20 protein-coding genes and 3 tRNA genes are annotated in these 22,286 nt (G+C 70.8%); 8 read left to right on the top strand and 15 right to left on the bottom strand.

All coding sequences use genetic code 11. The annotated features are described in order from the left end of the window. Window positions 1–119 precede the first annotated feature (119 nt). The 8 genes from AB1K54_RS06970 to AB1K54_RS07005 form a co-directional block, all read right to left on the bottom strand. Complete coding sequence (locus tag AB1K54_RS06970) at window positions 120–332, bottom strand: hypothetical protein (protein WP_371202018.1); 213 nt, start codon at window positions 330–332, stop codon at window positions 120–122. Window positions 333–484: 152 nt separating this feature from the next. After that, complete coding sequence (locus tag AB1K54_RS06975; protein WP_371202019.1) at window positions 485–2,134, bottom strand: GMC family oxidoreductase; 1,650 nt, start codon at window positions 2,132–2,134, stop codon at window positions 485–487. Further along, window positions 2,131–3,894, bottom strand: coding sequence for an aldehyde dehydrogenase family protein (locus tag AB1K54_RS06980; RefSeq protein WP_371202020.1), 1,764 nt, complete (start codon window positions 3,892–3,894; stop codon window positions 2,131–2,133). The genes AB1K54_RS06975 and AB1K54_RS06980 overlap by 4 nt, the downstream gene beginning before the upstream one ends. Before the next feature lie 86 nt (window positions 3,895–3,980). Further along, on the bottom strand, window positions 3,981–5,540 hold the full coding sequence (locus tag AB1K54_RS06985) for an MFS transporter (RefSeq protein ID WP_371202021.1): 1,560 nt from the start codon (window positions 5,538–5,540) through the stop codon (window positions 3,981–3,983). Between the two features lie 108 nt (window positions 5,541–5,648). Next, the gene (locus AB1K54_RS06990; RefSeq protein ID WP_371202022.1) at window positions 5,649–6,902 is read right to left on the bottom strand and encodes a kynureninase; all 1,254 of its coding nucleotides are present in this window, start codon (window positions 6,900–6,902) and stop codon (window positions 5,649–5,651) included. Continuing rightward, window positions 6,889–7,866, bottom strand: coding sequence for a hypothetical protein (locus AB1K54_RS06995; protein ID WP_371202023.1), 978 nt, complete (start codon window positions 7,864–7,866; stop codon window positions 6,889–6,891). The genes AB1K54_RS06990 and AB1K54_RS06995 overlap by 14 nt, the downstream gene beginning before the upstream one ends. Before the next feature lie 3 nt (window positions 7,867–7,869). Next, window positions 7,870–8,763 (bottom strand): tryptophan 2,3-dioxygenase, encoded by an 894-nt coding sequence (gene kynA, locus AB1K54_RS07000; protein WP_371202024.1) that lies wholly within the window; start codon window positions 8,761–8,763, stop codon window positions 7,870–7,872. A gap of 68 nt (window positions 8,764–8,831) precedes the next feature. Further along, complete coding sequence (locus AB1K54_RS07005) at window positions 8,832–9,089, bottom strand: glutaredoxin family protein (RefSeq protein ID WP_371202025.1); 258 nt, start codon at window positions 9,087–9,089, stop codon at window positions 8,832–8,834. A 140-nt stretch (window positions 9,090–9,229) separates the two neighbouring features. On the opposite strand from AB1K54_RS07005, the gene AB1K54_RS07010 reads away from it, so the two are divergent. The 3 genes from AB1K54_RS07010 (at window position 9,230) to AB1K54_RS07020 (ending at window position 11,461) form a co-directional block, all read left to right on the top strand. Further along, window positions 9,230–10,375: a glycosyltransferase gene (locus AB1K54_RS07010; protein WP_371202026.1), complete on the top strand. Its 1,146-nt coding sequence runs from the start codon at window positions 9,230–9,232 to the stop codon at window positions 10,373–10,375. Continuing rightward, window positions 10,372–10,794: a (deoxy)nucleoside triphosphate pyrophosphohydrolase gene (locus AB1K54_RS07015; RefSeq protein ID WP_371202027.1), complete on the top strand. Its 423-nt coding sequence runs from the start codon at window positions 10,372–10,374 to the stop codon at window positions 10,792–10,794. The genes AB1K54_RS07010 and AB1K54_RS07015 overlap by 4 nt, the downstream gene beginning before the upstream one ends. A 73-nt stretch (window positions 10,795–10,867) precedes the next feature. Then, on the top strand, window positions 10,868–11,461 hold the full coding sequence (locus AB1K54_RS07020; protein WP_371202028.1) for a class I SAM-dependent methyltransferase: 594 nt from the start codon (window positions 10,868–10,870) through the stop codon (window positions 11,459–11,461). Window positions 11,462–11,521: 60 nt separating this feature from the next. Here the strand turns inward: AB1K54_RS07020 and AB1K54_RS07025 are convergent, their stop codons facing one another. From AB1K54_RS07025 to AB1K54_RS07035, 3 genes are all read right to left on the bottom strand, one after another. After that, window positions 11,522–12,922 (bottom strand): aspartate aminotransferase family protein, encoded by a 1,401-nt coding sequence (locus tag AB1K54_RS07025; protein WP_371202029.1) that lies wholly within the window; start codon window positions 12,920–12,922, stop codon window positions 11,522–11,524. Window positions 12,923–13,090: 168 nt separating this feature from the next. Beyond that, on the bottom strand, window positions 13,091–14,452 hold the full coding sequence (locus tag AB1K54_RS07030) for a flavin monoamine oxidase family protein (RefSeq protein WP_371202030.1): 1,362 nt from the start codon (window positions 14,450–14,452) through the stop codon (window positions 13,091–13,093). Next, the gene (locus tag AB1K54_RS07035) at window positions 14,449–14,895 is read right to left on the bottom strand and encodes an SRPBCC family protein (RefSeq protein WP_371202031.1); all 447 of its coding nucleotides are present in this window, start codon (window positions 14,893–14,895) and stop codon (window positions 14,449–14,451) included. Before AB1K54_RS07035 ends, AB1K54_RS07030 begins: the two co-directional genes overlap by 4 nt. A gap of 47 nt (window positions 14,896–14,942) precedes the next feature. Between AB1K54_RS07035 and AB1K54_RS07040 the strand changes: the two genes are divergently transcribed. Then, window positions 14,943–15,461, top strand: coding sequence for a MarR family winged helix-turn-helix transcriptional regulator (locus AB1K54_RS07040; protein WP_371202195.1), 519 nt, complete (start codon window positions 14,943–14,945; stop codon window positions 15,459–15,461). A gap of 115 nt (window positions 15,462–15,576) precedes the next feature. Here the strand turns inward: AB1K54_RS07040 and AB1K54_RS07045 are convergent. The 3 genes from AB1K54_RS07045 to AB1K54_RS07055 form a co-directional block, all read right to left on the bottom strand. Continuing rightward, a tRNA-Phe gene (locus AB1K54_RS07045) sits at window positions 15,577–15,649 on the bottom strand. Window positions 15,650–15,718: 69 nt separating this feature from the next. After that, a tRNA-Asp gene (locus AB1K54_RS07050) sits at window positions 15,719–15,792 on the bottom strand. A 27-nt stretch (window positions 15,793–15,819) separates the two neighbouring features. Next, window positions 15,820–15,892 (bottom strand) — tRNA-Glu (locus AB1K54_RS07055). 244 nt (window positions 15,893–16,136) lie between these two features. On the opposite strand from AB1K54_RS07055, the gene AB1K54_RS07060 reads away from it, so the two are divergent. Further along, on the top strand, window positions 16,137–17,501 hold the full coding sequence (locus AB1K54_RS07060; RefSeq protein WP_371202032.1) for a M23 family metallopeptidase: 1,365 nt from the start codon (window positions 16,137–16,139) through the stop codon (window positions 17,499–17,501). A gap of 64 nt (window positions 17,502–17,565) precedes the next feature. On the opposite strand, the gene AB1K54_RS07065 is transcribed toward AB1K54_RS07060, so the two are convergent. Continuing rightward, a complete protein-coding gene (locus AB1K54_RS07065; protein WP_371202033.1) occupies window positions 17,566–18,099 on the bottom strand; it encodes an inorganic diphosphatase in 534 nt (177 codons plus the stop codon). Between the two features lie 173 nt (window positions 18,100–18,272). On the opposite strand from AB1K54_RS07065, the gene tilS reads away from it, so the two are divergent. From tilS to ftsH, 3 genes are all read left to right on the top strand, one after another. Further along, window positions 18,273–19,298, top strand: coding sequence for a tRNA lysidine(34) synthetase TilS (tilS, locus tag AB1K54_RS07070; RefSeq protein WP_371202034.1), 1,026 nt, complete (start codon window positions 18,273–18,275; stop codon window positions 19,296–19,298). 145 nt (window positions 19,299–19,443) lie between these two features. Further along, the gene (gene hpt / locus AB1K54_RS07075; protein ID WP_371202035.1) at window positions 19,444–19,995 is read left to right on the top strand and encodes a hypoxanthine phosphoribosyltransferase; all 552 of its coding nucleotides are present in this window, start codon (window positions 19,444–19,446) and stop codon (window positions 19,993–19,995) included. A gap of 287 nt (window positions 19,996–20,282) precedes the next feature. After that, window positions 20,283–22,283, top strand: coding sequence for an ATP-dependent zinc metalloprotease FtsH (ftsH, locus tag AB1K54_RS07080; RefSeq protein WP_371202036.1), 2,001 nt, complete (start codon window positions 20,283–20,285; stop codon window positions 22,281–22,283). The last annotated feature ends 3 nt before the right edge of the window (window positions 22,284–22,286 follow it).

Genomic DNA, 22,286 nt, shown 5'->3' on the forward strand with positions numbered 1-22,286 from the left:
ACAGTGTGATCAGGAGGGTGTTGAGTTCAGTTTTCACACACCGGGGTTAACACCCTCCGCCAGCCATTAACAGCGTCCACGCCGCATCAACGACGATCAGGGCAAACGGACTCACTCATCTAGGCCGCCACGTACTCCTGCCGGACCGCGCCCCGCGTGGCGACCTCGATGCACCCGAAGTCGTGGTCGGAGTTCAGGATGACAGCCTCGTTGACGACTGCGTATGCCGCGATCAGGCAATTGAACGCGGCCGCGCGCACGAACCCTGCGTCCCATAGAGCCTGCTGGACGGCCAGCGCCTGCTGCTCGTCAGGGTGTTCCCATGCGGGCAAGAGCTGCTCCATGTCCTCGCGGAGCTCGTGGTGCTCGTGCGGCGTCCTGTCGGGCCGAGGGGTCGACCACCCTGCTCCGCTAATGGTTCGACGGCGCGCCGAGCATCGGCCCCGTCCAACCGAGTCAGACCCGGGCGGGCCACCTGAACCCGTCACCGACCCGCGACCGCCACCCTCCCGCCGATCAGGTCGGCCGCGACCTCGCCGATGACGATCGCGGGGGCGTTCGTGTGGCCGCGGATGATCGTCGGCATCACCGAGGCATCCGCCACGCGCAGGCCCTCCACCCCGCGGACGCGCAGCTCGGGGTCGACGGGGGCTGCGGCATCCGTTCCCATGCGTGCCGTGCCGACGGGGTGATACAGCGTGTGCGAGTAGCGGCGCAGCGACAGCTCGGCGCGTTCGGCGGGGGTCATGCGCTCGCCGCCCTCGGGCTGCACCCAGCCGCCGGTCGTGACGGCGCGGAGGGCCTCGGTGTCGATGAGCCGCTCGCACGCGGCGAGGCCCGCGAGAATCGTCTGCGCGTCGACACCGTCGGGGTCGGTGAGGTATCCGGGATCGATGACGGCCTTCGCCGCGGGGTCGGGCGACGCGAGCCGGATCGTTCCGCGGCTGCGCGGACGGAGCAGGATCGCCCCGACCGTGAGACCCTCGGCGGGCAACGGCGCCAGTCCCTCGCCGACATACGGCGCCGAGGCGAAGATGATCTCGATGTCGGGCAGCCCCGCCGGGGCACCCGTGCGGTCGGCGACCTCGGTGCGCACGAACCCGTACGCCTCGGCGACGTTGGACGACAGCATCCCCCGCCTGCTCGTGAGATACCGCGCGAGCTGGCCGACCTTCTCGGCGCCGTACAGCGTGCCCTCGCGGGCGGCCGGCGCGAGCCCGGCGACGAGGTGGTCCTGCAGGTTCGCGCCGACCTCGGGCGCGTCGACGAGGGTCGGGATGCCGTGCTCGGCGAGATGCTCGGACGGCCCGATGCCGCTCAGCATGAGCAGCTGCGGGGTGTTGACGGCGCCGCCCGCGAGAATCACCTCGCGGTGCGCAACCGCGTGCCGAGTCACGCCGTCGACCTCGACGTAGACCCCGGTCGCACGGGGACGCTCCCCCGACCCATCGAACGTGACGCGTCGGACGAGCGCGTTCGTCACGACGCGCAGGTTCGGGCGCTTCGCGGCGGGCCGCAGGTAGGCGTCGGCGGTCGACGCGCGCGCGCCGCGACGCTGCGACACCATGGTCTGCGAGAAGCCCTGGCCCTCGGGGAGGTTGGCGGCTGTGACCGGATGCCCCGCCTCGCGCGCGGCCGCGAGGAACGCCGCCGTGTGCGGGCGCGGGTCGCGCTGGTGCTCGACCGACTGCGGGCCGTCGGTGCCCTGCGTCTCGTGCGCGGCGCCTTCGGTGCGCTCGACGCGGCGGAAGTAGGGGACCAGCGACTGCCACGACCACGCCGGGCCCGCGGCATCGGCCCACTCGTCATAATCCGCGGCGAAACCGCGGATCCACATCATCGCGTTGAGCGACGACGACCCGCCGAGGGTCTTGCCGCGCGGCCAGAACACCGTGCGCCCCTCGAGCGCCGGCTGCGGGACGGTGTCGTAGTTCCAGTCGTACTCGCCGCGGAACAGCTTCGAGAACGCGGCCGGCACGTGCAGCTCGAGCGCCTTGTCGGGCCCGCCCGCCTCGAGCAGCAGCACCGACACGGCGGGGTTCTCGCTGAGCCGGGCGGCCAGGGCGGCGCCGGCAGAACCGGCGCCCACGACGATGTGGTCGGCTTCCAGCGCGGCCGGGGCACGCAAGCTCATGCGCGGAACGCCTGCATCAGGGTGGCGGTCAGGCGCGCCCAGTTGCCGTCGATGCGGAACCGCGTGAAGCCCTCGCTGACGGCAGCGCCGGTGCGCGAGGTGACGAACCACGGCGGCTTCGGCAGCACCGAGAACGTGCCCTTTCCCACGACCGCCGACACCGACCGCGGGAACGGCCGGAACGGGCCGCGCGCGATCGAGCGCTCGACGCGGTCCGCGAGCAGGGCGTTGTGCACGATGCCGATGCCGCTCTGCACCTCGGCGGTCGTCGCGCCCGGGAACGCGCCCCAGGTGAGCGTGGGGGTGAGGAAGACGAACGCCGTCCAGGCGTTGACCGCGATCGCGCCGTACCGCAGGTCGGCGAGCGCGCGCTCGAACCCGTCGCCGAGGGCGCTCTGGGTCTCGGGATCGATCAGCACATTCGCGCCGAGCGTGCCGACGAGCCGGTCGTTGGCGTGCGCGACGGCCGCGTCGAGAAACTCCTGCCCGTTGCCCGGCAGCGACACGACGCCCAGCACCGGCGCGAAGTACTCGGTCGTCTCGAGCGCCGAGGCGTCGGCGTCTGAGACCTCGACGATCGCGCGCGTGTGCGCCTGGTTCCAGTCGGCGGACGGGTAGGCCGATGCCGCGGCCTCGAGCTTCTGGTCGCTGCGGGGGTACCAGACGGGCCGCTCGGGCGCGCGCTCGTACGCGGCGCGCAGCTCGGAGAGGAACGCGCCGCGCTGATCCCAGTCCGAGCTGACGATGACGACCTGCCCGGCGATGCAGTTGTGCCCGCTGTTGTGCAGGCGCATCGTCGCGATGTGCTCGGCGTGGAAGCGCAGGTCGGCCTTGGACCACTCGCCGGGCACGACGATGATCGGCGACACCCCGCCGAGCTCGGCCGTGATCGGCTTGGTGAGCTTCGGGTCGCCGGCCTTGCGGCGTCGCGCCGCCTCGGCGCCCGTGCCCCACACGATCGCGTCGAACGTGGGCGCGGCGCCGGTGATGTGCACATGCGCGATGCGCGGGTTGACGGTGAGCGCCGCGCCGACGTCACCGGCGCCCTTCACGATGCGCAGGAACCCGGGTTCGACGAGCGGCGCGAACGCCCGCTCGTACACCGACACGAGGGCGTCCTGCGTCGGGTTGACTTTGAGGATCGTGACCCGGTTGTGCACGATCAGCTCGTACAGCACGTCGAGCACCGGGATGGAGGTCACGTTCCCGGCGCCGAGCACGAGTCCGATGCCTCCGGGCTCGGTCGGGGTGAGCTGCCCGAGGCCCGCCGCGCGCCGCGCCTGGTCGGCGGTCACGCCCGGCTCGAACCAGATCTCGCCGGTGTAGCCCGACAGCAGCATGCCGTCGACGGCGCCCAGCGGGAAGACGTGGGCGCGCAGGCGGCCGCCGGGGGCGGCATCGGTCTTCACGCCCTGCAAGGGGCTCCTGCCTGCCGCGATCGCCTCGAGGCTCGCGCGGTATGCGTCCAGCGAGATGAGGGTCGCGTACGGGCCCGCGAGCCACTCCTCGCCGCGCAGGGGATGCTCGGCGTCGAGGCCTTTGGAGGCCGAGGCCGTGTCGGCCCACTCCTCGGCGACCGCGGACACGGTCGAGTGCAGCGCCGTCAGCAGGCGTGCGCGCTGGGCCACGGTGACGTGCGCCCACGCGGCGGAGCCGAGCTCGAGCGCATCGAGATCCGCCTCGATCGCGGCGGCGAGGGTCGGCTCGATCTTCGGCGTCTGAGTGCGGGGCGTCTTCGTCGACGTCTTGGCAGTTGGCACGGGCGGTCTCCTTCGGGCCAGATTCGACCAGCTTACGTCTGCGCCCCCGCAGGAGCGCGGGGCGGTCGCGGCCGGTGAGATGTCGCTCAACGGCCGAGGTCGGCGACCGCGTCGATGTCGGCGCGTCGCAGCCGGTAGCGGGCGAGGGTCACCAGGCTCACGGCGATGAGCGCCGCGGGGATCACGCTGAAGCTCACGACGATGCCGGTGACGGCGGCATCCGGCTGCACCACCGCCTGACCTGCGGTGCTCGACGCGTAGCCGGTCGCCGCGAGCACGATCGACAGGATCGTGGCGCCGAAGGCGAAGCCGGTGGTCTCGCCCGCCGTCCATACGCCGCCGAACGCACCCGCGCGGCCCTGCCCGTGGGCGGCGGCGTGGGCGATCACATCGGGGAGCATCGCCATCGGCAGCGACTGCATGCCGGCATAGGCGATGCCTGCGATCCCGACCGCGCCGTACAGCCACGACCCCGGCGACCACAGCGCGCCGAGCGTCGCGAGGGCGGCGAAGGCGAACACGACGCTCGCGATCGCGAAGGCGCGCTCCTTGCCGATGCGCGACGACACCCAGCCCCAGCCGGGCGCGGCGAACAGCGCGGGCGCGATGAGCGCGACGAACAGCAGCGTGACGGCGTCCTCGGACTCCATCACCCAGGTCGCGAAGTACTGCGCGCCGGCGAGCATGAGCCCGGTCGCGAGCGCCTGCAGAAAGAAGGTGCCCAGCAGCGCGCGGAACGGCTGGCTGCGTCGCAGGGCGGATGCCGCGGCCCGGAAGGTCTCGGCGACGCCGGCCTGCGCCCGGCCGTTCTGAGGGGATCCGCCGTTATGCGGGTCCGTCGATGCGGATTCGTCCGCAGAACGGCCGATCTCCGCGGATGCGTCGGCGGGGTCGGGGAGGGGGATGCCGGTCACGGCCTCACCGATGAGGTCGGCGGTCTCGGCGAGTCCGGCATCCGCCATCGCGTTCGGCCGCCGGGTGGCGGCGTGCCGCGCGGAACCGGTCGCCACGAGCATGCCGAGCCCGATCGTGACGCCCGCGACGACCCCCATCAGCAGATACCCGGTCGTGGGGTCGCCGGTGAGCGAGCGCAGCGCCGGGCCTCCCGCGCCGAACAGCAGGATCGCGACGGTCAGCACCACCACGCGCCACGTGAGCAGGCGCGTGCGCGCGTCGTAGCCGTCGGTGAGTTCGGCGGGCAGGGCGATGTAGGGAATCTGGAACAGGCTGAACGCGGTCGCCGTCGCGACGAACGCGACGAGCACCCACAGCGCTCCGATCGCCGGGCCGAGCGCCGGCGGCACGGCGAACGTCAGGGCGAACAGCACCGGGAGCGCCAGGCTCCCGACGAGCATCAGACGCCGGCGGGTGCCGTGCCGGGCGAGGTCGCGATCGGTGAGCGAGCCGATCACGGGGTCGATCAGCACGTCCCACACCTTCGCCGCCGTGACGATCACGCCCGCGAGCAGGGCCGTGACCCCCAGATTGTCGGTGAGGTAGTACGTCAGCACGAGCCCGGGCAGCGTCGCGAAGCCGCCGGTTCCGATCGAGCCGACGGCGTACCGGGCGATCGTGCGGGCGTGCAGCTCGCCGCGGGCAGGGGTCGTGGGGGGCGCGTCGGGCGCGCGCCGAGCGTCGTTGCTCATCGCGCCAGTGTAAGCGCGGCGCGGTCGCACTCCTCGCCGAGTCGCCAGTGCGGGCCAAGGCGCCGCCCGGTGGCGACGGGCCGAGACAGTCGCGGAGGATGCCGCAGCTCACGCGGTCTCGGCGTGCAGCGCGTCGCGCGTGGCGACGAGGCCGCGCAGGGTCTCGGCGAACGAGGTCGACAGCGGCGCGAGGCCGATGCGCAGACCGTCGGGGTCGCGGTGGTCGGGGATCACATCGCCCGCCCACAGCCGGGCGGTGACCGCGCGCATCGCGGGATGCGACAGCGTCACATGCCCGCCGCGGAATGCGTCGTCGCGAGGCGACACCACCGTGACGCCGTGCGGCCCCAGCAGTTCGTCGGCGACGCGCAGCGCGAAGGAGGTCAGCGCCAGCGACTTCGCGCGGACGGCCTCGATCCCCACCTCGCCCAGCAGCGCGAGGGTGTCCTGCATCGCGATCATCGCCAGCACCGGGGGAGTGCCCGAGACGAACCGGCTCATCCCCGCCCCGGGCCGGTACGAAGGGCCCATCGCGAAGACGTCGGCCGCACCCATCCACCCCTGGATCGGCTGCGCCAACCGCGACTGCAGCCGCGTCGCGACATACGCGAAGGCCGGAGACCCCGGTCCGCCGTTCAGATACTTGTACGTGCAGCCGACGGCGAGGTCCAATCCCCCCGCGTCCGCCTCGACGGGCACCGAACCGGCCGAGTGGCACAGGTCCCACACGATGAGCGCCCCGGCGTCGCGGGCGATGCGGGTGAGGGCCGGGGCATCCGTCAGATAGCCCGAGCGGTAGGCGACGTGGCTCAGCACCACGACCGCCGTCTGCGGCCCCACCGCCTCGGCGAGCAGCCCCGCCTCGACGCCGGCGGCCGGGTCGGGGCTTATCCACCGCACGCGCCCCCCGCGCTCGGCGGCGATGCCCTCGACGACGTAGCGGTCGGTGGGGAAGTTGTCGGTGTCGACGACCAGTTCGACCCGAGCGGGATCGGCCGCGACCTGCGCGTCGAAGGCGGCACGCACGAGCTTGTACAGCAGCACCGTCGTGGAGTCTCCGACGATCGTCTGACCGGGCGCCGCGCCGATCGCGACCCGCCCGATCTCGTCGCCGATCGCGTACGGCAGGCGCATCCACGACTCGTCCCACGCGCGGATCAGCCGCCCGCCCCACTCGTCGCGCACGAAGCGCTCCAGGCGCTCGGCGGTCGCGCGCAGCGGCCGGCCGAGCGAGTTGCCGTCGAAGTAGACCAGCGGCGACTCGGCGCCGATGAACAGGTCGCGGCACGCGCCGAGCGCGTCGGCGGCGTCAAGGGCGGATGCCTCGTCTTCGAGCCCCGCCAGAGACTCAGCGCTCGTCATGCACGAGCTCCTCGGTCGGCACGACCGTCGCTCCCACGAGCCATCCCGGCACGTCGTCCACTGACGTCGGAGGCGGACCGGGCACGAACGTGAGCACGCCGTCGATGCGATCGGCGAACGGCCACGGGTCGGTCAGCGTCTGCACGAGCCGCGGGCCGCGCAGACCTGCCTGGTCGAGCAGCGTGAGCTCGCGCGCGCCGATGCCGGGCGGCTCGTCGCCGTTTCCGAGGTCGGTGCCGTAGAGCACGCGGCCGCCCGCCGCGATGAAGCGTTCGAGGTTGTGCTGGGCGATCTCGGCGGCGCGGTCGTCGTGGATGCGCAAAGTCGACAACCAGCGCTGCCCGAGAGCCGCCGCACGCTCGACGAGGCCGTCGTCCAGCCGCTCGCTGAACGGCACATGGGCCAGAGCGTCCACGCCCGCGTCGATCGCGCGTCGCGTCATCCCGTCGCCTTCGACGTGCGCCACGACCGGCAGGCCCCGCCCGCGCGCGGCGGCCACGACCGCCGCGAGGGTCTCGTCGTCCAAGACCCTGCCCTCGCTGCGGTGGAGAGAGATCTTGATGACGGATGCCCCGAACTCGGCCTGCTCGTCGACCGCGGTGCGCGCCCCGCCCGGCACGCCGACGCCGAGGGAGGCCGAGGTGACCTCGCGCGAGATCGACGGCGGCGCCCACGGCCGGCCGACGGGATACCCGCCCGGCGCCGTGAGGAAGGCCCCGGCGTATGCCGCGCGCGGAATGCCTCGTGCGGGTCGGCGGGCGAGTTCGACCGGGTCGCCGCCGAGGTCCACGATTCCCGCGATCCCGGCGCCCGCGAGGGCGTGGTCGTCGATGAGGTGGACGTGCACGTGGTGATCCACCAGCGGCGGGAGCGACACGCCCCGCTCCCGCGTGATCGAGCGGTGGCACACGGCGGCGTCAGGGCCGAGCAGTTCGCGCAGCGCGAAGGGGTCGAGGTGCAGCATCCGTCACCCTTCCTGCTGCGGTTCGGGAGTCGCGCCGGGCTCGCGCAGTTCGGTGCGCACCGCGTACAGCTCGGGAAAGAAGGTCAGCTCCAGCGCGCGCTCCAGGAACGGAACCCCGCTCGATCCGCCCGTGCCGGATCTGAGTCCGATGATGCGCTCGACCGTCTTGAGATGACGGAATCGCCACAGCTGGAAGTTGTCCTCGAGGTCGACGAGCTCCTCGCACGTCTCGTACGCCGCCCAGTGCGTCCGCGGATCGTCGTAGATCGCCGCGAGGACCGGCACCAGCTGCGCCTGGAACTGCCACGCGGCTGTGACATCGCGATCCAGGATCGCGGCGGGGATCGGATACCCCGTGCGTGCCAGCAGCCGCAGGAACTCGTCGTACAGGCTCGGCGCCTCGAGCGCTTCGCGCACGAGCTCGTGGGCGGGGGCATCCGCGTCGAACACCCGCAGCATGCCCGCGTTCTTGTTGCCGAGCCGGAACTCGACCGCGCGGTACTGCGCCGACTGGAACCCGCTCGCGTTGCCCAGCACGCCGCGGAACTGCACGTACTCGGTGGGAGTCAGTGTCGCCAGCACCGACCACTGCTCGGTGAGCGTCTTCTGGATGTGCTTGACCCGCGCGATGCACTTGAGCGCGGGCGCGAGGTGGTCCTCGCGCAGCAGGCGGCTCGCGGCGGCGAGCTCGTGCAGCACCAGCTTCAGCCACAGCTCCGTGGTCTGGTGCTGGATGATGAACAGCAGCTCGTCGTGGTGCTCGGGCACGCTCAGCGGATGCTGCGCCGCCAGCAGCGTGTCGAGCTCGAGGTAGCCCCCGTAGCTCATGCGGTCCGAGAAGTCGGTGACGACCGACCCTTCGATCGTGCGGGTGTTGCGCTCGATGGCATCCGTCACGGGCTCAGCCTACGGCGACGGATGCCCCGGCACAGCGACGCATTCGTCGCGCCGGCCGAACCCCCGGGTCAGATCAGCGCGAGCTCGCGCAGCTTCGCCTCGACGTCGGCGTTCGACGGCTCGACGTGGTGCGTGGAGTCGGGGTAGACCACGACAGGGATGTTCGTGCGACCCGAGATCTCGCGCGCGACGTCGGCGGCGGCGGGGTCGGCGACGAGGTCCACGTACGTGTACTGGATGCCGAGCCCATCGAGCTGAGACTTGGTGCGGATGCAGTCGCGGCACCAGTCGGCGCCGAACACGGTGATCGTCGAGGAGGCAGTCATGCCTCCATTCTCTCGGATGCATCCTGGACGAGGGCCGGACGCACTCCCGCCCAGCGAGAGGGCTGCGGCGCCCCATCCGGAGGCGCCGCGGCGCAATCCGCGATTCTCCCGGCCGTCGCGGCGTGCGACGATGGATGGCGGTGCAACTGTCCATCGTCGTCCCCACTTTCAACGAGGCGCCCAACGTGGCGGAGTTCGTTCGCCGCATCGCGGACGCGGTGCGGGGGATCGACGCCGAGATCCTGTTCGTCGACGACAGCACCGATGCCACCCCCGACGTGGTGCGCGAGGTCGCGGCAACCGCCGCGCTGCCGATCCGGCTGATCCATCGCGACGAGCGCACGGGCGGTCTCGGAGGAGCCGTCATCGAGGGGTTCGCGGCCGCCGCGGCCGACACGTGCCTCGTGATCGACGCCGATCTGCAGCACCCGCCCGAGAAGATCCCCGAACTGCTCGCACGGTTCGAGCGCGGCGACGTCGACGTCGTCGTGGCGTCGCGGTATGCGGGCGGCGGCACCGCGACCGGGCTCGCCGACCGAACGCGCGTGCTCGTGTCGAAGGCGTCGACGGGCCTGACGCGCTCGATGTTCCCGATCCGGCTGAGGGACGTCTCGGACCCGATGACGGGGTTCTTCCTCGTCGACCGGCGCGTCGTCGACAGCGCGGCGCTGCGGCCCCGCGGCTTCAAGATACTGCTCGAGATCCTCGCCCGCCGCCCGCTGCGGGTGGCCGAGGTGCCGTTCGACTTCGCGGCGCGACACTCCGGCGAGTCGAAGGCGTCGCTGCGCCAGGGCATCCACTTCGTCACCCAGCTCACCGCGCTGCGATTCGGCAAGATGTCGCTGTACGCGGTGATCGGCGCGCTCGGCGCCGTCGTCAACGTGGCGATCGTGTGGGCGCTGACCCAGCTCGGGATGGGCTACATCTTCGCCGCGATCATCGCCGCCGAGACGACCATCGTGGGCAACTTCCTGCTGCAGGAGCGCTTCGTCTTCCACGACATGCGCGACGCCGCGTCGGGCACGTGGGTGCGCTTTGCGAAGTCGTTCGCGTTCAACAACGCCGAGGCGCTCATCCGCATCCCGATCATCGCGCTGATGGTGGAATCGTGGCACTTCTCGGCGGTCGTGGCGACCGCGCTCACGCTCATCGTCGCCTTCGTGGTGCGGTTCGTGTTCCATTCGCTCGTCGTCTACGCCCCGCGCAAACCCGGAGCCCGCCCGAGCCGCGCGCGCGATTTCGTCGAGGAGCTCGACGAACAGGCGATGTCGCCGGGCGAGCTGTGACGACCGGCCGCGTCGTCGACGTCGTCGCGGCGGTCATCGAGCACGGCGGCCGCTACCTCGCATGCCGGCGCGCGCCGGGCAAGGCCGCAGCAGGCAGGTGGGAGTTTCCCGGCGGCAAGGTCGAGGCGGGCGAAACCCCCCAGGCGGCGCTCGTGCGCGAGATCGCGGAGGAGCTGGATGCCGCGATCACCGTCACCGGCGAACTGGTCGTCGCCGAGGCGCCCGGTTCCGGCGGCTCCGGCCAGGTGATCCGGCTCATCTGCCTGCATGCGCGGCTCGATGGACCGGCGCCGATCGCGAGCACAGACCACGACGAACTGCGGTGGGTGGCGGCATCCGATCTCGCGTTTCTCGACTGGGCCGAGCCCGACTGGCCGGCCGTGCGCCTGCTGGCCGCGCGAGCGGGCGACGCGGTCTGAAACGGGCGCTCTGATCAGGGAAGATGCTTGTTACGCTCTCAGCACCCCCGGCCGTCGACGTCTAAGGCAGTACATGTCACCTGCATCCTGGAACCGCATCGTCCCGCGCGGTGTTCGACTGCGGTCGAAGATGCGGTGGAAGAACGGCCGGTGGCGTCTCGCGACGCCTGATCGCGTCGTGCTCGAAGACGTCATCGTCCCGGGCGTCATCGCGACCGGCGGAGTCGAGCGCGCGCTCGATGTCGGGGTCGCCTGGTACACGCGCAGCTACCCCCGCCTGTTCCGCGGGGTCGACTACTGGAGCGTCGACTTCAATCCCGACAACGCCCGCTACCGCAACGGGCAGCACCACACGCTGTCGATGACGCGGCTGACCGACGTGTTCGAGCCCGACACGTTCGACTTCGTGCTGTGCAACGGGGTCTTCGGCTGGGGCCTGAACGAACGCGACCAGGCCGCAGAGGCGATCGAGGCGTGCGCAACCGTGCTCCGCCCCGGCGGATGGCTGGTGATCGGCTGGAACGACGTCCCCGGCCGCCGGGTCGACGGACTCCACGACCTGCTCGACGTGCGGTTCGAGCGTGCGACGCTGCCCGCGGTCGGCGACGACAGGCTCATCACCGACACCCCGTACAGGCACCAGTACGAGTTCTTCCGCGCGCGGTGAGCGCCGGCGGCGGCATCCGTCACCCGCCGTCGGCGGCCGTTGTCGACGACGGGTGCCTCGTCAGAGGCGTGACCACGCCTCGGTGAGCACCCCCCGCAGGATCTGCTCGATCTCATCGAACTCGGCCGGACCGATCGTGAGCGGCGGGGCGAGCTGGATGACCGGGTCGCCGCGGTCGTCGGCCCGGCAGTACAGCCCGGCGTCGTACAGCGCCTTCGAGAGGAACCCGCGCAGCAGCCGCTCGGACTCGTCCTCGTCGAACGTCTCGCGCGTGGCCTTGTCCTTCACGAGCTCGATGCCGAAGAAGTAGCCGTCGCCGCGCACGTCGCCCACGATCGGCAGGTCGAGCAGCCTCTCGAGCGTCGAGCGGAACACCGGGGAGTACTCGCGCACGCGTTCGACGAGCCCCTCCTCTTCGAAGATGTCAAGGTTCTCGAGGGCGACGGCTGCTGCGACCGGGTGGCCGCCGAACGTGTAGCCGTGCAGGAACGAGGTCGAGCCGTGGGCGAAGGGCTCGTAGACGCGGTCGCTGACGATGGTGCCGCCGAGCGGCGCATACCCGCTCGTGGCAGCCTTCGCGAACGTGATCATGTCGGGCTGATACCCGTACGCGTCGCATGCGAAGTACTCGCCGATTCGGCCGAACGCGCAGATCACCTCGTCCGACACGAGCAGCACGTCGTGGCGGTCGCAGATCTCGCGCACGCGCTGGAAGTACCCGGGCGGCGGGGGGAAGCATCCGCCCGCGTTCTGCACCGGCTCGAGGAACACCGCCGCGACCGTGTCGGGCCCCTCGAACAGGATCGCCTCCTCGATGCGGTCGGCCGCCCACCGGCCGAAGGCCTCGGCGTCGCCGGTGGGCGCGCCCATCTCGGCGGCGCGGTAGAAGTTGGTGTTCGGCACGCGGAACCCGCCTGGGGTAAGAGGCTCGAACGCCTCTTTCAGCGCCGGCAGTCCCGTGATGGCCAGCGCGCCCTGCGGGGTGCCGTGATAGGCGACCGCGCGCGAGACGACCTTGTGCTTGCCGGGCTTGCCCTGGATCTTCCAGTACTGCTTGGCGAGCTTGAACGCCGTCTCGACCGCCTCGCCGCCGCCCGTCGAGAAGAAGACCCGGTTGAGGTCTCCGGGTGCCAGACCTGCGAGCCGATCGGCCAGCTCGATGGCCGCGGGGTGCGCGTACGACCAGATCGGAAAGAACGCGAGCTGCTCGGCCTGTTTGGCGGATGCCTCGGCCAGCCGCCTGCGGCCGTGACCGGCGGCGACGACGAAGAGCCCGGCCAGCCCGTCGATGTATCTCTTGCCCTGCGCGTCCCACACGTGGTGGCCCTCGCCGCGCACGATGATCGGCACACCCGGGCCCTCGGTCATCACCGACTGGCGCGCGAAGTGCATCCAGAGGTGGTCACGCGCCATCTGCTGCAGCTCGGACTCCGAGCGTCCGCCACGTACCGTGGAAGCCATGTCATCCCCCCCGTCGTCGGCCGCGCCGGCTCCGGCGGCTCCGGTGGGCGCGGGTGTACCGATCCTAGCGACGCGGGCGGCGGTGGCGCAGGGGGTGGGGGGCGTTCGCCGACGCGATCACGGCACTCCACGCGCGCATCGACCGCCCGCGCGGGTGCGAGCACCTTGCTATCGAAGCGCCCCGACGACCGCGGCCGCGACCGACTCGCCCGATCGCACCGCACCTTCCATGTAGCCGTTCCACACCGCAGAGCATTCGGTGCCGGCCCAATGGATGCGCCCGACGGGTTCGGTGAGCGCAGCGCCGTATGCGGTCCATACGCCCGGGGTGAAATGCGCGCCGTAGCACCCGCGGCTGAACTCCTCGGCCATCCAGTCCTTCTCGAGATACTCGACGGGATGGCGGGCCTGTTCGCCGAAGTAGCGCACAAGGCAGTCCACGAACGCCGACCGACGCTCCTGCGGGGTGCGTCGGGCATAGCGGCGACCGTCGTTGCCCTCCATGAACCCGAGCATCACGCCACGGGAGTAACCGGGAGGAGTGTTGTCGAAGGTGATCTTGACAGGACCCTCGTCGGAGCCGACCTGACCGTTGAGTCCCCGTTCGCGCCAGAACGGGGTGTCGTAGACGAGATGCATCTTGATGACGCTGCCCGCGGGAAGACGTTGGGTGAGCTGGTCGCGCCAGCTCGGCAGCACGGGGTCGTACTCGAGGCGGCCGGCGAGTGTGGGCGGCAACGTGACGATGACCCTCGCCGCGCGATGCTCTGTGCCGTCGCGGGTGATCACGGTGACACCATCGGCCGCCTGGCGGATGGTGCGCACAGGGCAGGAGAGCACAACGCGGTCGCCGAGCTCGTCGGCCATGCGCTCGCTGATCCGGACGGATCCGCCGTCCACGCGGTCCTGCTGGGCGCCGTCGCCCACCGCGAGCAGGGTTTCCATATCCCGGCCTGACTTGGCATAGAACATCGTGTGCAGGGCGGACAGATCGCCGGCGTCGGCAGAGTAGACGGCTTCGGCGTAGACCTGGAAGTACCCGCGACCCTCGGGCGTGCGGAGATTGCGCTCGACCCAGGTTCGCAGCGTCTGCCCGTCGAGCTCCTCCGCACCAGGGGTCCGCCAGGGCTGTTGCAGATCGACGGATGCCGCCAGCTTGTTGTATCGGGCCAGTCCACGGGCGAGGTCGACCAGCGCGAAGGGGTTCAGGCGAGGCACCGCCCCCTTGTGCGAGCCCATTCTCTGCTGCTTTCCGGCCAGCTGCACCAGGAGCCGGCCGTCGTCGAAGGTCGGAAAGGTGCTCAAACCGAGCTCGTCGACCAGTTGGTACATCCGGTCCTGACCCGGCCCGATCCACTGACCGCCGACTTCGATCCATTGCCCGTCCGAGAAGCGACCGTTCTCGGCACGGCCGCCCACGCGGTCGCGAGCTTCGAGCACCGTGACGCTCCGCCCGGCGGCGGCGAGGGCGCGCGCGGCCGCGAGGCCGGCGAAACCGGCCCCGACCACGATCACATCGACCTCGTTCATGCGAGGCGCGCTTGTTCGACGACGAGTGCGGCGCGGCGAACGTCTGCGCGTTCGGCGCGGCGCAGCACCCAGGCCACGAGGGGCTGCAGCAGGCGGTCGGCGCCGGTGAGGCCGATCTGGCGCCAGGTGCGCAGTTCGCACCGGTCCGTGCCGAGCGGGACGACCGAGCGGGTGCCGAAGGCCGCCGAGCCGTCGATGGCTCTCCAGGCGAAAGATGAACCCGGCCGCACATCGTGCACCTCGATGCGGGTCTGCACGACGCGTCCCAGGATGCGCAGCTCTTCTACGACCGCGGCGCCTTCGAAGACCTCGCCGGGTGGATCCTGGTCCATCCGGTTCACGGCCTTGCGCCACAGCACATCGTTGGCGTAGTCGGCAAGCGCCGCCCAGGCGGCTGACGGGGGCGCTTCGATGATCGCCCTGCCCTCGGTGATGATCGGCATTTCATCTCCAAACTAGTTTCCGGCGATACTATATTCCGGTGAACTACATGAAGGCAACGGTGCATCGGCGCGACTTCGCCGACGCCGCAGTGGAGCAATGGCGCAAGCAGCGTCCCGATCTCGACTTCACCGCGATGGGACCGCTGGCGCGCCTGGCGCGCCTGGGACTGTTCGGCGGGAGACTCGTCGACCGGGTGTTCGCCGACAAGGGCCTGGACCGGGGCGAGTTCAACGTGCTCGCGGCGCTCCGTCGCGGCGGACCGCCGTTCCGGCTCACGCCCTCCGAGCTCGCAGCCGCCGAGCTGACCACCCGCGGTGGCATGACCAAGCGGATCGACCGGTTGCAAGCGCGCGGCCTCGTCGAGCGCCGCACTCACAGCGCCGATCGCCGCAGCCTGCTCGTCGGGCTCACCGCCGAGGGAGTGCGCCTGACCGACGAACTCATCGCGCTGCACGTCGCGAACGAGTCCCGCCTGCTCGCCGTGCTCGACCCCGAGGAGCTGGCGGCCTTCGATCACGCCATCCGCAAGCTCCTCGCCGCCACAGGGTCTGACCCTGGCGCCTGAGGCTCTCTGGCGCTCGTCGGCACATCGCGCTGCGGGTCGGTGGCGCTGTGGCATCCGCGTGATCACGCGGGCAAGAAGAAACCCCCGCGTGTAGAAGCCACGACGGGGGTCTCAGTGGCTCCGACCGGCATCGATCCGGTGACCTTTCGATTTTCAGTCGAACGCTCTACCAACTGAGCTACAGAGCCGCACGGCATCCGTGAATGCCGTGTCCTAGACGAAAGGCCCTCTTCGAGAAAAGGGCCCGTCGCTCGGAGCGACCCTGACGGGACTTGAACCCGCGACCTCCGCCGTGACAGGGCGGCACGCTAACCAACTGCGCTACAGGGCCATGCTTATTCACTTGTGTTCGGATGAGTGACCCCAACGGGATTCGAACCCGTGCTACCGCCGTGAAAGGGCGGCGTCCTAGGCCACTAAACGATGGGGCCGGGCGGAACCCGAAGGCTCCTTGCCGACGATCCAGCATACGCAGAACCGCCGCGATCCGCCAAATCGGGGCGGGGCGAGGCATCCGCTCGGGCGTGTCCGCCGTGACGCGCCGTCACCCGGCCTTGACCACGATACGCCCGGAGGGGAGCACTATGGAGGTGCGGAAACCGCCGCCGGACCCCCTTGCGCGTGTGAAAGACGTTGCTAATGTGAACGGGTCGGGACAGCGACAGGGAGGTTCGCGTGGAATCGCAGCACGCAGACGACGAGTGCGGTTGCGCACCATCGCCGCGTGAGCGCGCCCAGTTGTGGCCCGGATCCGTGTCGCGGCGCGGCCTTCTCGGGCTCGGGGCGCTCGGCGTCCTGGCTCTCGGCTCGCTGGGCGGAGCGCTCGCCAGCGTGCCCGCGGCGTACGCCGCCGACTACCCCTCGTGGGACGACGTGCAGGCCGCCCTCGCGAACGAGAGCGCGAAAGCCGCCGAGATCACCCGCATCGAGGGCCTGATCCAGGGCATGCAGGCCGAGGTCGCCCGCACGGCGGCCGAGGCGCAGAAGGCCTCGGACGCCTTCTATACGGCCCAGCAGGCGTTCTTCGACGCCGCGCGGTACGCGGATCAGATCCAGCAGCAGGCGGACCAGCAGGCGGCGACGGCGCAGGATGCCGCGACCAAGGCCGGCCGAGTGGCCGCGCAGCTCTACCGCAACGGTGGCGACGACACGTCGCTCGAGCTGTTCTTCGCAGGCTCCGCGGCCACCGCCGACGATCTGCTCGCGCGCCTGGGCACGATGGACAAGCTTCTCGAGCGCAACCAGACCGTCTACGCCGACGCGGTCACCGCCCGCAACTCGGCGCAGAGCCTCAGCGATCAGGCCGTGGTGGCCCGCAACGAGCGCGACCGCCTGCAGCAGGTTGCCGAGCAGAAGATGGTCGAGGCGCAGAAGGCGGCGGATGCCGCAGCCGACGCCCTCGCCCAGCAGGAGGCCCACAAGCTCGAGCTCGACGCGCAGCTCGCCGCGCTCAAGGACACCTCGGCCAAGACGCTCGCCGACTACCAGGCAGGCGTCGAAGCCGCCCGCAAGGCCGAAGAGGAGCGCCTCGCGAAGGAGGCCGCCGATCGCGCCGCGGCAGCCGCCGCAGGCGGAGGAGGAGGCGGCGGTGGCGGTGGTGGCGGTGGCGGTGGTGTCGTCACCTCCGGCTGGGCGCGTCCGTCCAACGGCTGGGTCAGCTCGGGCTACGGCCCTCGCACGGTGCAGTGCGGAGACAGCTACTGCTCGAGCGGCTGGCACTACGGCGTCGATCTCGCCTCCGGCTGCTGGAACAACATCTACGCGGCCGCGGCCGGCCGGGTCGTCTACTCGGCCTACAACGGCGGGTACGGCAACTACATCAAGATCGACCACGGCAACGGGATCGGCACCGGCTACGGGCACATCGCCGACGGCGGTCTCTACGTCGGCTACGGAGAGTGGGTCGAGGCCGGTCAGGTGATCGCGGGCGAAGGCGAGACCGGAAACGCCTTCGGATGCCACGTCCACTTCGAGACCTACGTGTGGGGCGACGCGGTGAACCCCTCGGACTTCATGGCCGACCGAGGCGTCTGGCTCTAGTCGCTCAAGAAACGCGAAGAGCGGATGCCGCGAGGCATCCGCTCTTCATTCATCCGCTCGACCGTCAGAGGGACTTCGGGCTGATGCCCTCGCCCTGCGTCTTGGTCTGACCCTCGTGCTCGGCGAAGCGCTCGAACGCCTCGTCGACCAGTCGCTCGGCCTCGGCGGCTCCCGCCCACTCGTCGACCTTGACCCACTTGCCGGGCTCGAGGTCCTTGTAGTGCTCGAAGAAGTGGCCGATCTCGCCCTTGGTCCACTCGTCGATGTCGTCGACATCCTGGATGTGGCTCCAGCGGGGGTCCTTCGCGAGCACCGCCACGACCTTGTCGTCGCCGCCGGCCTCGTCGCTCATCTTGAGCACGCCGACCGGGCGCACCTTCGCGAGGATGCCGGGGTACAGGTCGCGGTCCAGCAGCAGCAGCACGTCGAGCGGGTCGCCGTCCTCGCCGAGGGTGTTCTCAAAGAAGCCGTAGTTGGCGGGGTAGCCCATCGGCGTGAACAGCACGCGGTCGAGGAACACGCGGCCGGTGCCGTGGTCGACCTCGTACTTGACGCGGCTGCCGCGCGGGATCTCGATGACGGCGTCGTACGCGCCCATGGTGGTGCTCCTTCTGAAAAGTCTGTGGTGGATGCCGCCGCCAAGCCTAGTCGCGGCGGCTCGGGGCCAGAACTCCTGTGGTCTTCGGCCCGAGAGGCAGAATGAGGGGTCCTGCCGCGGTTCTCGGTCGGAATCTCAGGAGTTGCGCGCGCCGGCGGCGATACCGTGGGCGGGTGGAAGATCGCCGCCCTGGACTCGACCCCGCCGTCGCCGCAGTACGGCTCGCCGTGCGGCGCGCCCTCGCCGCGCACGCGGCCGACGGCACGCCCGTCGTCGTGGCGCTCTCGGGCGGGGCGGACTCGCTCGCGCTCGCCTCGGCCGTCGCCTTCGAGGCGCCCAAGCTGGGCCTGCGCGCGGTCACGGTGACGGTCGACCACGGGCTGCAGGCCGGGTCGGCGGATGCCGCGTCCGCCGCCGCGGCGAAGGCCCGCGCCCTCGGGCTCGAGGCCAAGGTCGTGCGGGTCGAGGTCGGCGCGCAGGGCGGGCCGGAGGCCGCGGCGCGCGAAGCGCGCTACGCGGCGCTGCGGGCTGCGGCACGCACGCTCGGCGTGGATCGGGAGGGTGAGGCATCCGCCCCCGCCGTGCTCACCGCGCACACTCTCGACGACCAGGCCGAGACGGTGCTGCTGGGCCTCGCTCGCGGGTCGGGCGCCGCGAGCCTGCAGGGGATGGCCTCCGAGTCGGACCTCGACGGCGTCGTGCTGGTGCGGCCGCTGCTCGGCGTGCGCCGTTCGACGACCCGCGCCGCGTGCGCCGCCGAGGGCCTGGAGCCGTGGGACGACCCGCACAACCGCGACCCGCGCTTCACGCGCGTGCGCGTGCGCGAGAGGGTGCTGCCGGTGCTCGAGTCCGAGCTCGGGCCGGGCGTCGCCGAAGCGCTCGCGCGCACCGCCGAGCAGTTGCGCGAGGACGCCGACGCGTTCGCCGAGATGATCGACGAGACCATCGAAGACATCGTCGAGCACGCCGAGGCGGGCATCTCGGTGTCGGTGCCGGCGCTTGCGGCCAACCCCGCGGCGCTGCGCCTTCGCATCATCCGGCACGTGGTCGCCGCCGAGTTCGGGCAGAGCCTCACGCGCACGCAGACCCTCGAGGTTGCGCGGCTGGTCACCGACTGGGCGGGCCAGGGGCCGATCGATCTGCCCGGATGCCGCGCCGCGCGCGCCGGCGCGCGCATCGTCTTCACCGCACAGACGTGACCTCTTCGAATCGGCTGATCTGGCGAGGGCAGCACGATTCGGTCCGGGTCTGCTGCGGTCGTGAGATCACCTGATCCCGTGCGGGTGGGGGCGGATGCTGCGCCGGGAGTGCCGCGCCGCCGCTCGCGCGCTCTACACTCGACGCATGCGCGCCGACGACGTCCAGAATGAGATCACGAAGGTCCTCGTCACCGAGGAGCAGATCCAGCGAAGGCTCGACGAGATCGCGGCGCAGGTCGACGCCGACTACGCCGGCAAGGATCTCCTGCTGGTCGGCGTGCTCAAAGGTGCGGTCATGGTCATGGCCGACTTCTCGCGGGCTCTGAAATCGAGGGCGCCGGTCGATTGGATGGCCGTGTCGTCGTACGGCGCGGGCACCAAGTCCAGCGGCGTGGTGCAGATCCGCAAAGACCTCGACACCGACCTGCACGACAAGCACGTGCTCATCGTCGAGGACATCATCGACTCCGGCCTCACCCTCAGCTGGCTGCTCGAGAACTTCGCATCGCGCGGCGCCGCCTCGATCGAGGTGTTCGCGCTGCTGCGAAAGCCGGATGCGGCGAAGGTCGAGGTGAACTGCCGCTACGTCGGGTTCGACATCCCGAACGATTTCGTCGTCGGCTACGGCCTCGACTACGCCGAGGGCTACCGCAACCTGCGCGACGTCGCGGTGCTCGCCCCGCACGTCTATTCCTAGGCCCGATGCCGCGACCCCCTCGTCCTACCTCCGTCCCCCGCCGCGTGCACAACGCAGGAACGAGGGGTTGGAGTCGGCCGATACGGGCTCAGCGGACGCGCGGAGCCGAAGAAGTCCTGCGTTGTGCACGTGGGTAGGGGTGGAGGGGGCTGGCGTCCGGTTCCGCCCTGGGCGAATGCACAGGCCACGCGTAGCAAGGCCGCGATACCCTGAATCCACCGTCGCCGAGGCTTGCGCCGTACCCGGCGGTGGATCGTCGACGAAAGGTAGCGGGCATCGCCCGAACGATGGACGTGAAGAAGATCACTCGCAACCCGCTCTTCTATGTTCTGCTGATCGGGGTCTTCCTCATCGTCGGATTCTCGCTGATCTCGACGCTGGGCGGCGCGAAGCAGATCTCGACCCAGGAAGGGCTCGAGCTTCTGCAGGGCGACACGGTCACCGAGGTGCTCATCACCGACGGCGACCAGCGGGTCGACATGAAGCTGTCCGAGCCGCACGAGGGCGCGAGCGACGTGCAGTTCTACTACGTCTCGGCGCGTGCGTCCGAGGTCGTCGACGCGGTCAACTCGGCGGCGCCGAAGGACGGCTTCGACGACGCCGTGCCGCGTCCCACCTGGTTCGACGGGTTCCTCTCGCTGATGCTGCCGCTGCTGCTGCTGGGCGTGCTCTTCTGGTTCCTGCTGTCCTCGGCGCAGGGCGGCGGCGGCAAGGTCATGCAGTTCGGCAAGTCGCGCGCGAAGCTCGTCACGAAGGAGATGCCGCAGGTCACGTTCGGCGACGTGGCCGGAGCGGACGAGGCCATCGAAGAGCTCGAAGAGATCAAGGACTTCCTGAAGGACCCCGCGCGGTTCCAGGCCGTGGGCGCCCGCATCCCCAAGGGCGTGCTGCTGTACGGCCCTCCCGGAACCGGCAAGACGCTTCTGGCCCGCGCCGTCGCCGGTGAGGCCGGCGTCCCGTTCTACTCGATCTCGGGCTCGGACTTCGTCGAGATGTTCGTGGGCGTCGGCGCGAGCCGCGTGCGCGACCTGTTCAACCAGGCGAAGGAGAACTCGCCGGCGATCATCTTCATCGACGAGATCGACGCCGTCGGCCGTCACCGCGGCGCGGGCCTCGGAGGCGGGCACGACGAGCGCGAGCAGACCCTCAACCAGATGCTCGTCGAGATGGACGGCTTCGACCCCAAGGCGAACGTCATCGTCATCGCGGCGACCAACCGCCCCGACATCCTCGACCCGGCGCTGCTGCGCCCCGGCCGCTTCGACCGCCAGATCGGCGTCGACGCGCCCGACCTCAAGGGCCGCCAGCGCATCCTCGAGGTGCACGGCCGCGGCAAGCCCCTCGCCGACGGCGTCGACCTCGAGGTCGTCGCGCGCAAGACGCCCGGCTTCACCGGCGCCGACCTCGCCAACGTGCTGAACGAGGCGGCGCTGCTCACCGCGCGCTCCAACGCGCAGCTCATCGACAACCGCGCGCTCGACGAGGCGATCGACCGCGTCATCGCCGGCCCGCAGCGCCGCACCCGCGTGATGAAGGACAAAGAGAAGCTCATCACGGCTTACCACGAGGGCGGTCACGCTCTCGTGGCGGCGGCGATGAACCACAGCGACCCCGTCACGAAGATCACGATCCTTCCGCGCGGCAAGGCCCTCGGCTACACGATGGTGATGCCCCTCGACGACAAGTACTCGATCACCCGCAACGAGCTGCAGGACCAGCTCGCGTGGGCAATGGGCGGCCGGGTCGCCGAAGAGATCGTGTTCCACGATCCGACGACGGGTGCGTCCAACGACATCGAGAAGGCCACCGGCATCGCCCGCAAGATGGTCACCGAGTACGGAATGACCACCCAGGTCGGTCCGGTCAAGCTCGGCTCGGCGTCGGGCGAGATGTTCCTCGGCCGCGACATGGGCCACGGCCGCGAGTTCAGCGAGAAGGTCGCCGAGCGCGTCGACGCCGAGGTGCGCGCGCTCATCGAGCAGGCGCACAACGAGGCGTACGAGGTCATCAACGCGAACCGTGAGATCCTCGACCGTCTCGCGCTGGAGCTCCTCGAGAAAGAGACGCTCGACCACATCGAGATCGCCGAGATCTTCGAAGACATCAGCAAGCTGCCGCCGCGCCCGCAGTGGCTCTCCAGTCACGACCGCCCCGTCTCGCCCCTGCCCCCCGTCGAGGTGCCGCGGCGGTCCGAGCCCACGGGTGTGGCGGCATCGGTCGCCGAGGGCGCCGCAGAGAAGTCGCCCCGGCGGCTTCCGAGCGGCAAGGCGCGCCCCGCGACAGCGTAAGGT

It is taken from the genome of Microbacterium sp. BWT-B31 (assembly GCF_041379855.1).
Lineage (GTDB): Bacteria > Actinomycetota > Actinomycetes > Actinomycetales > Microbacteriaceae > Microbacterium.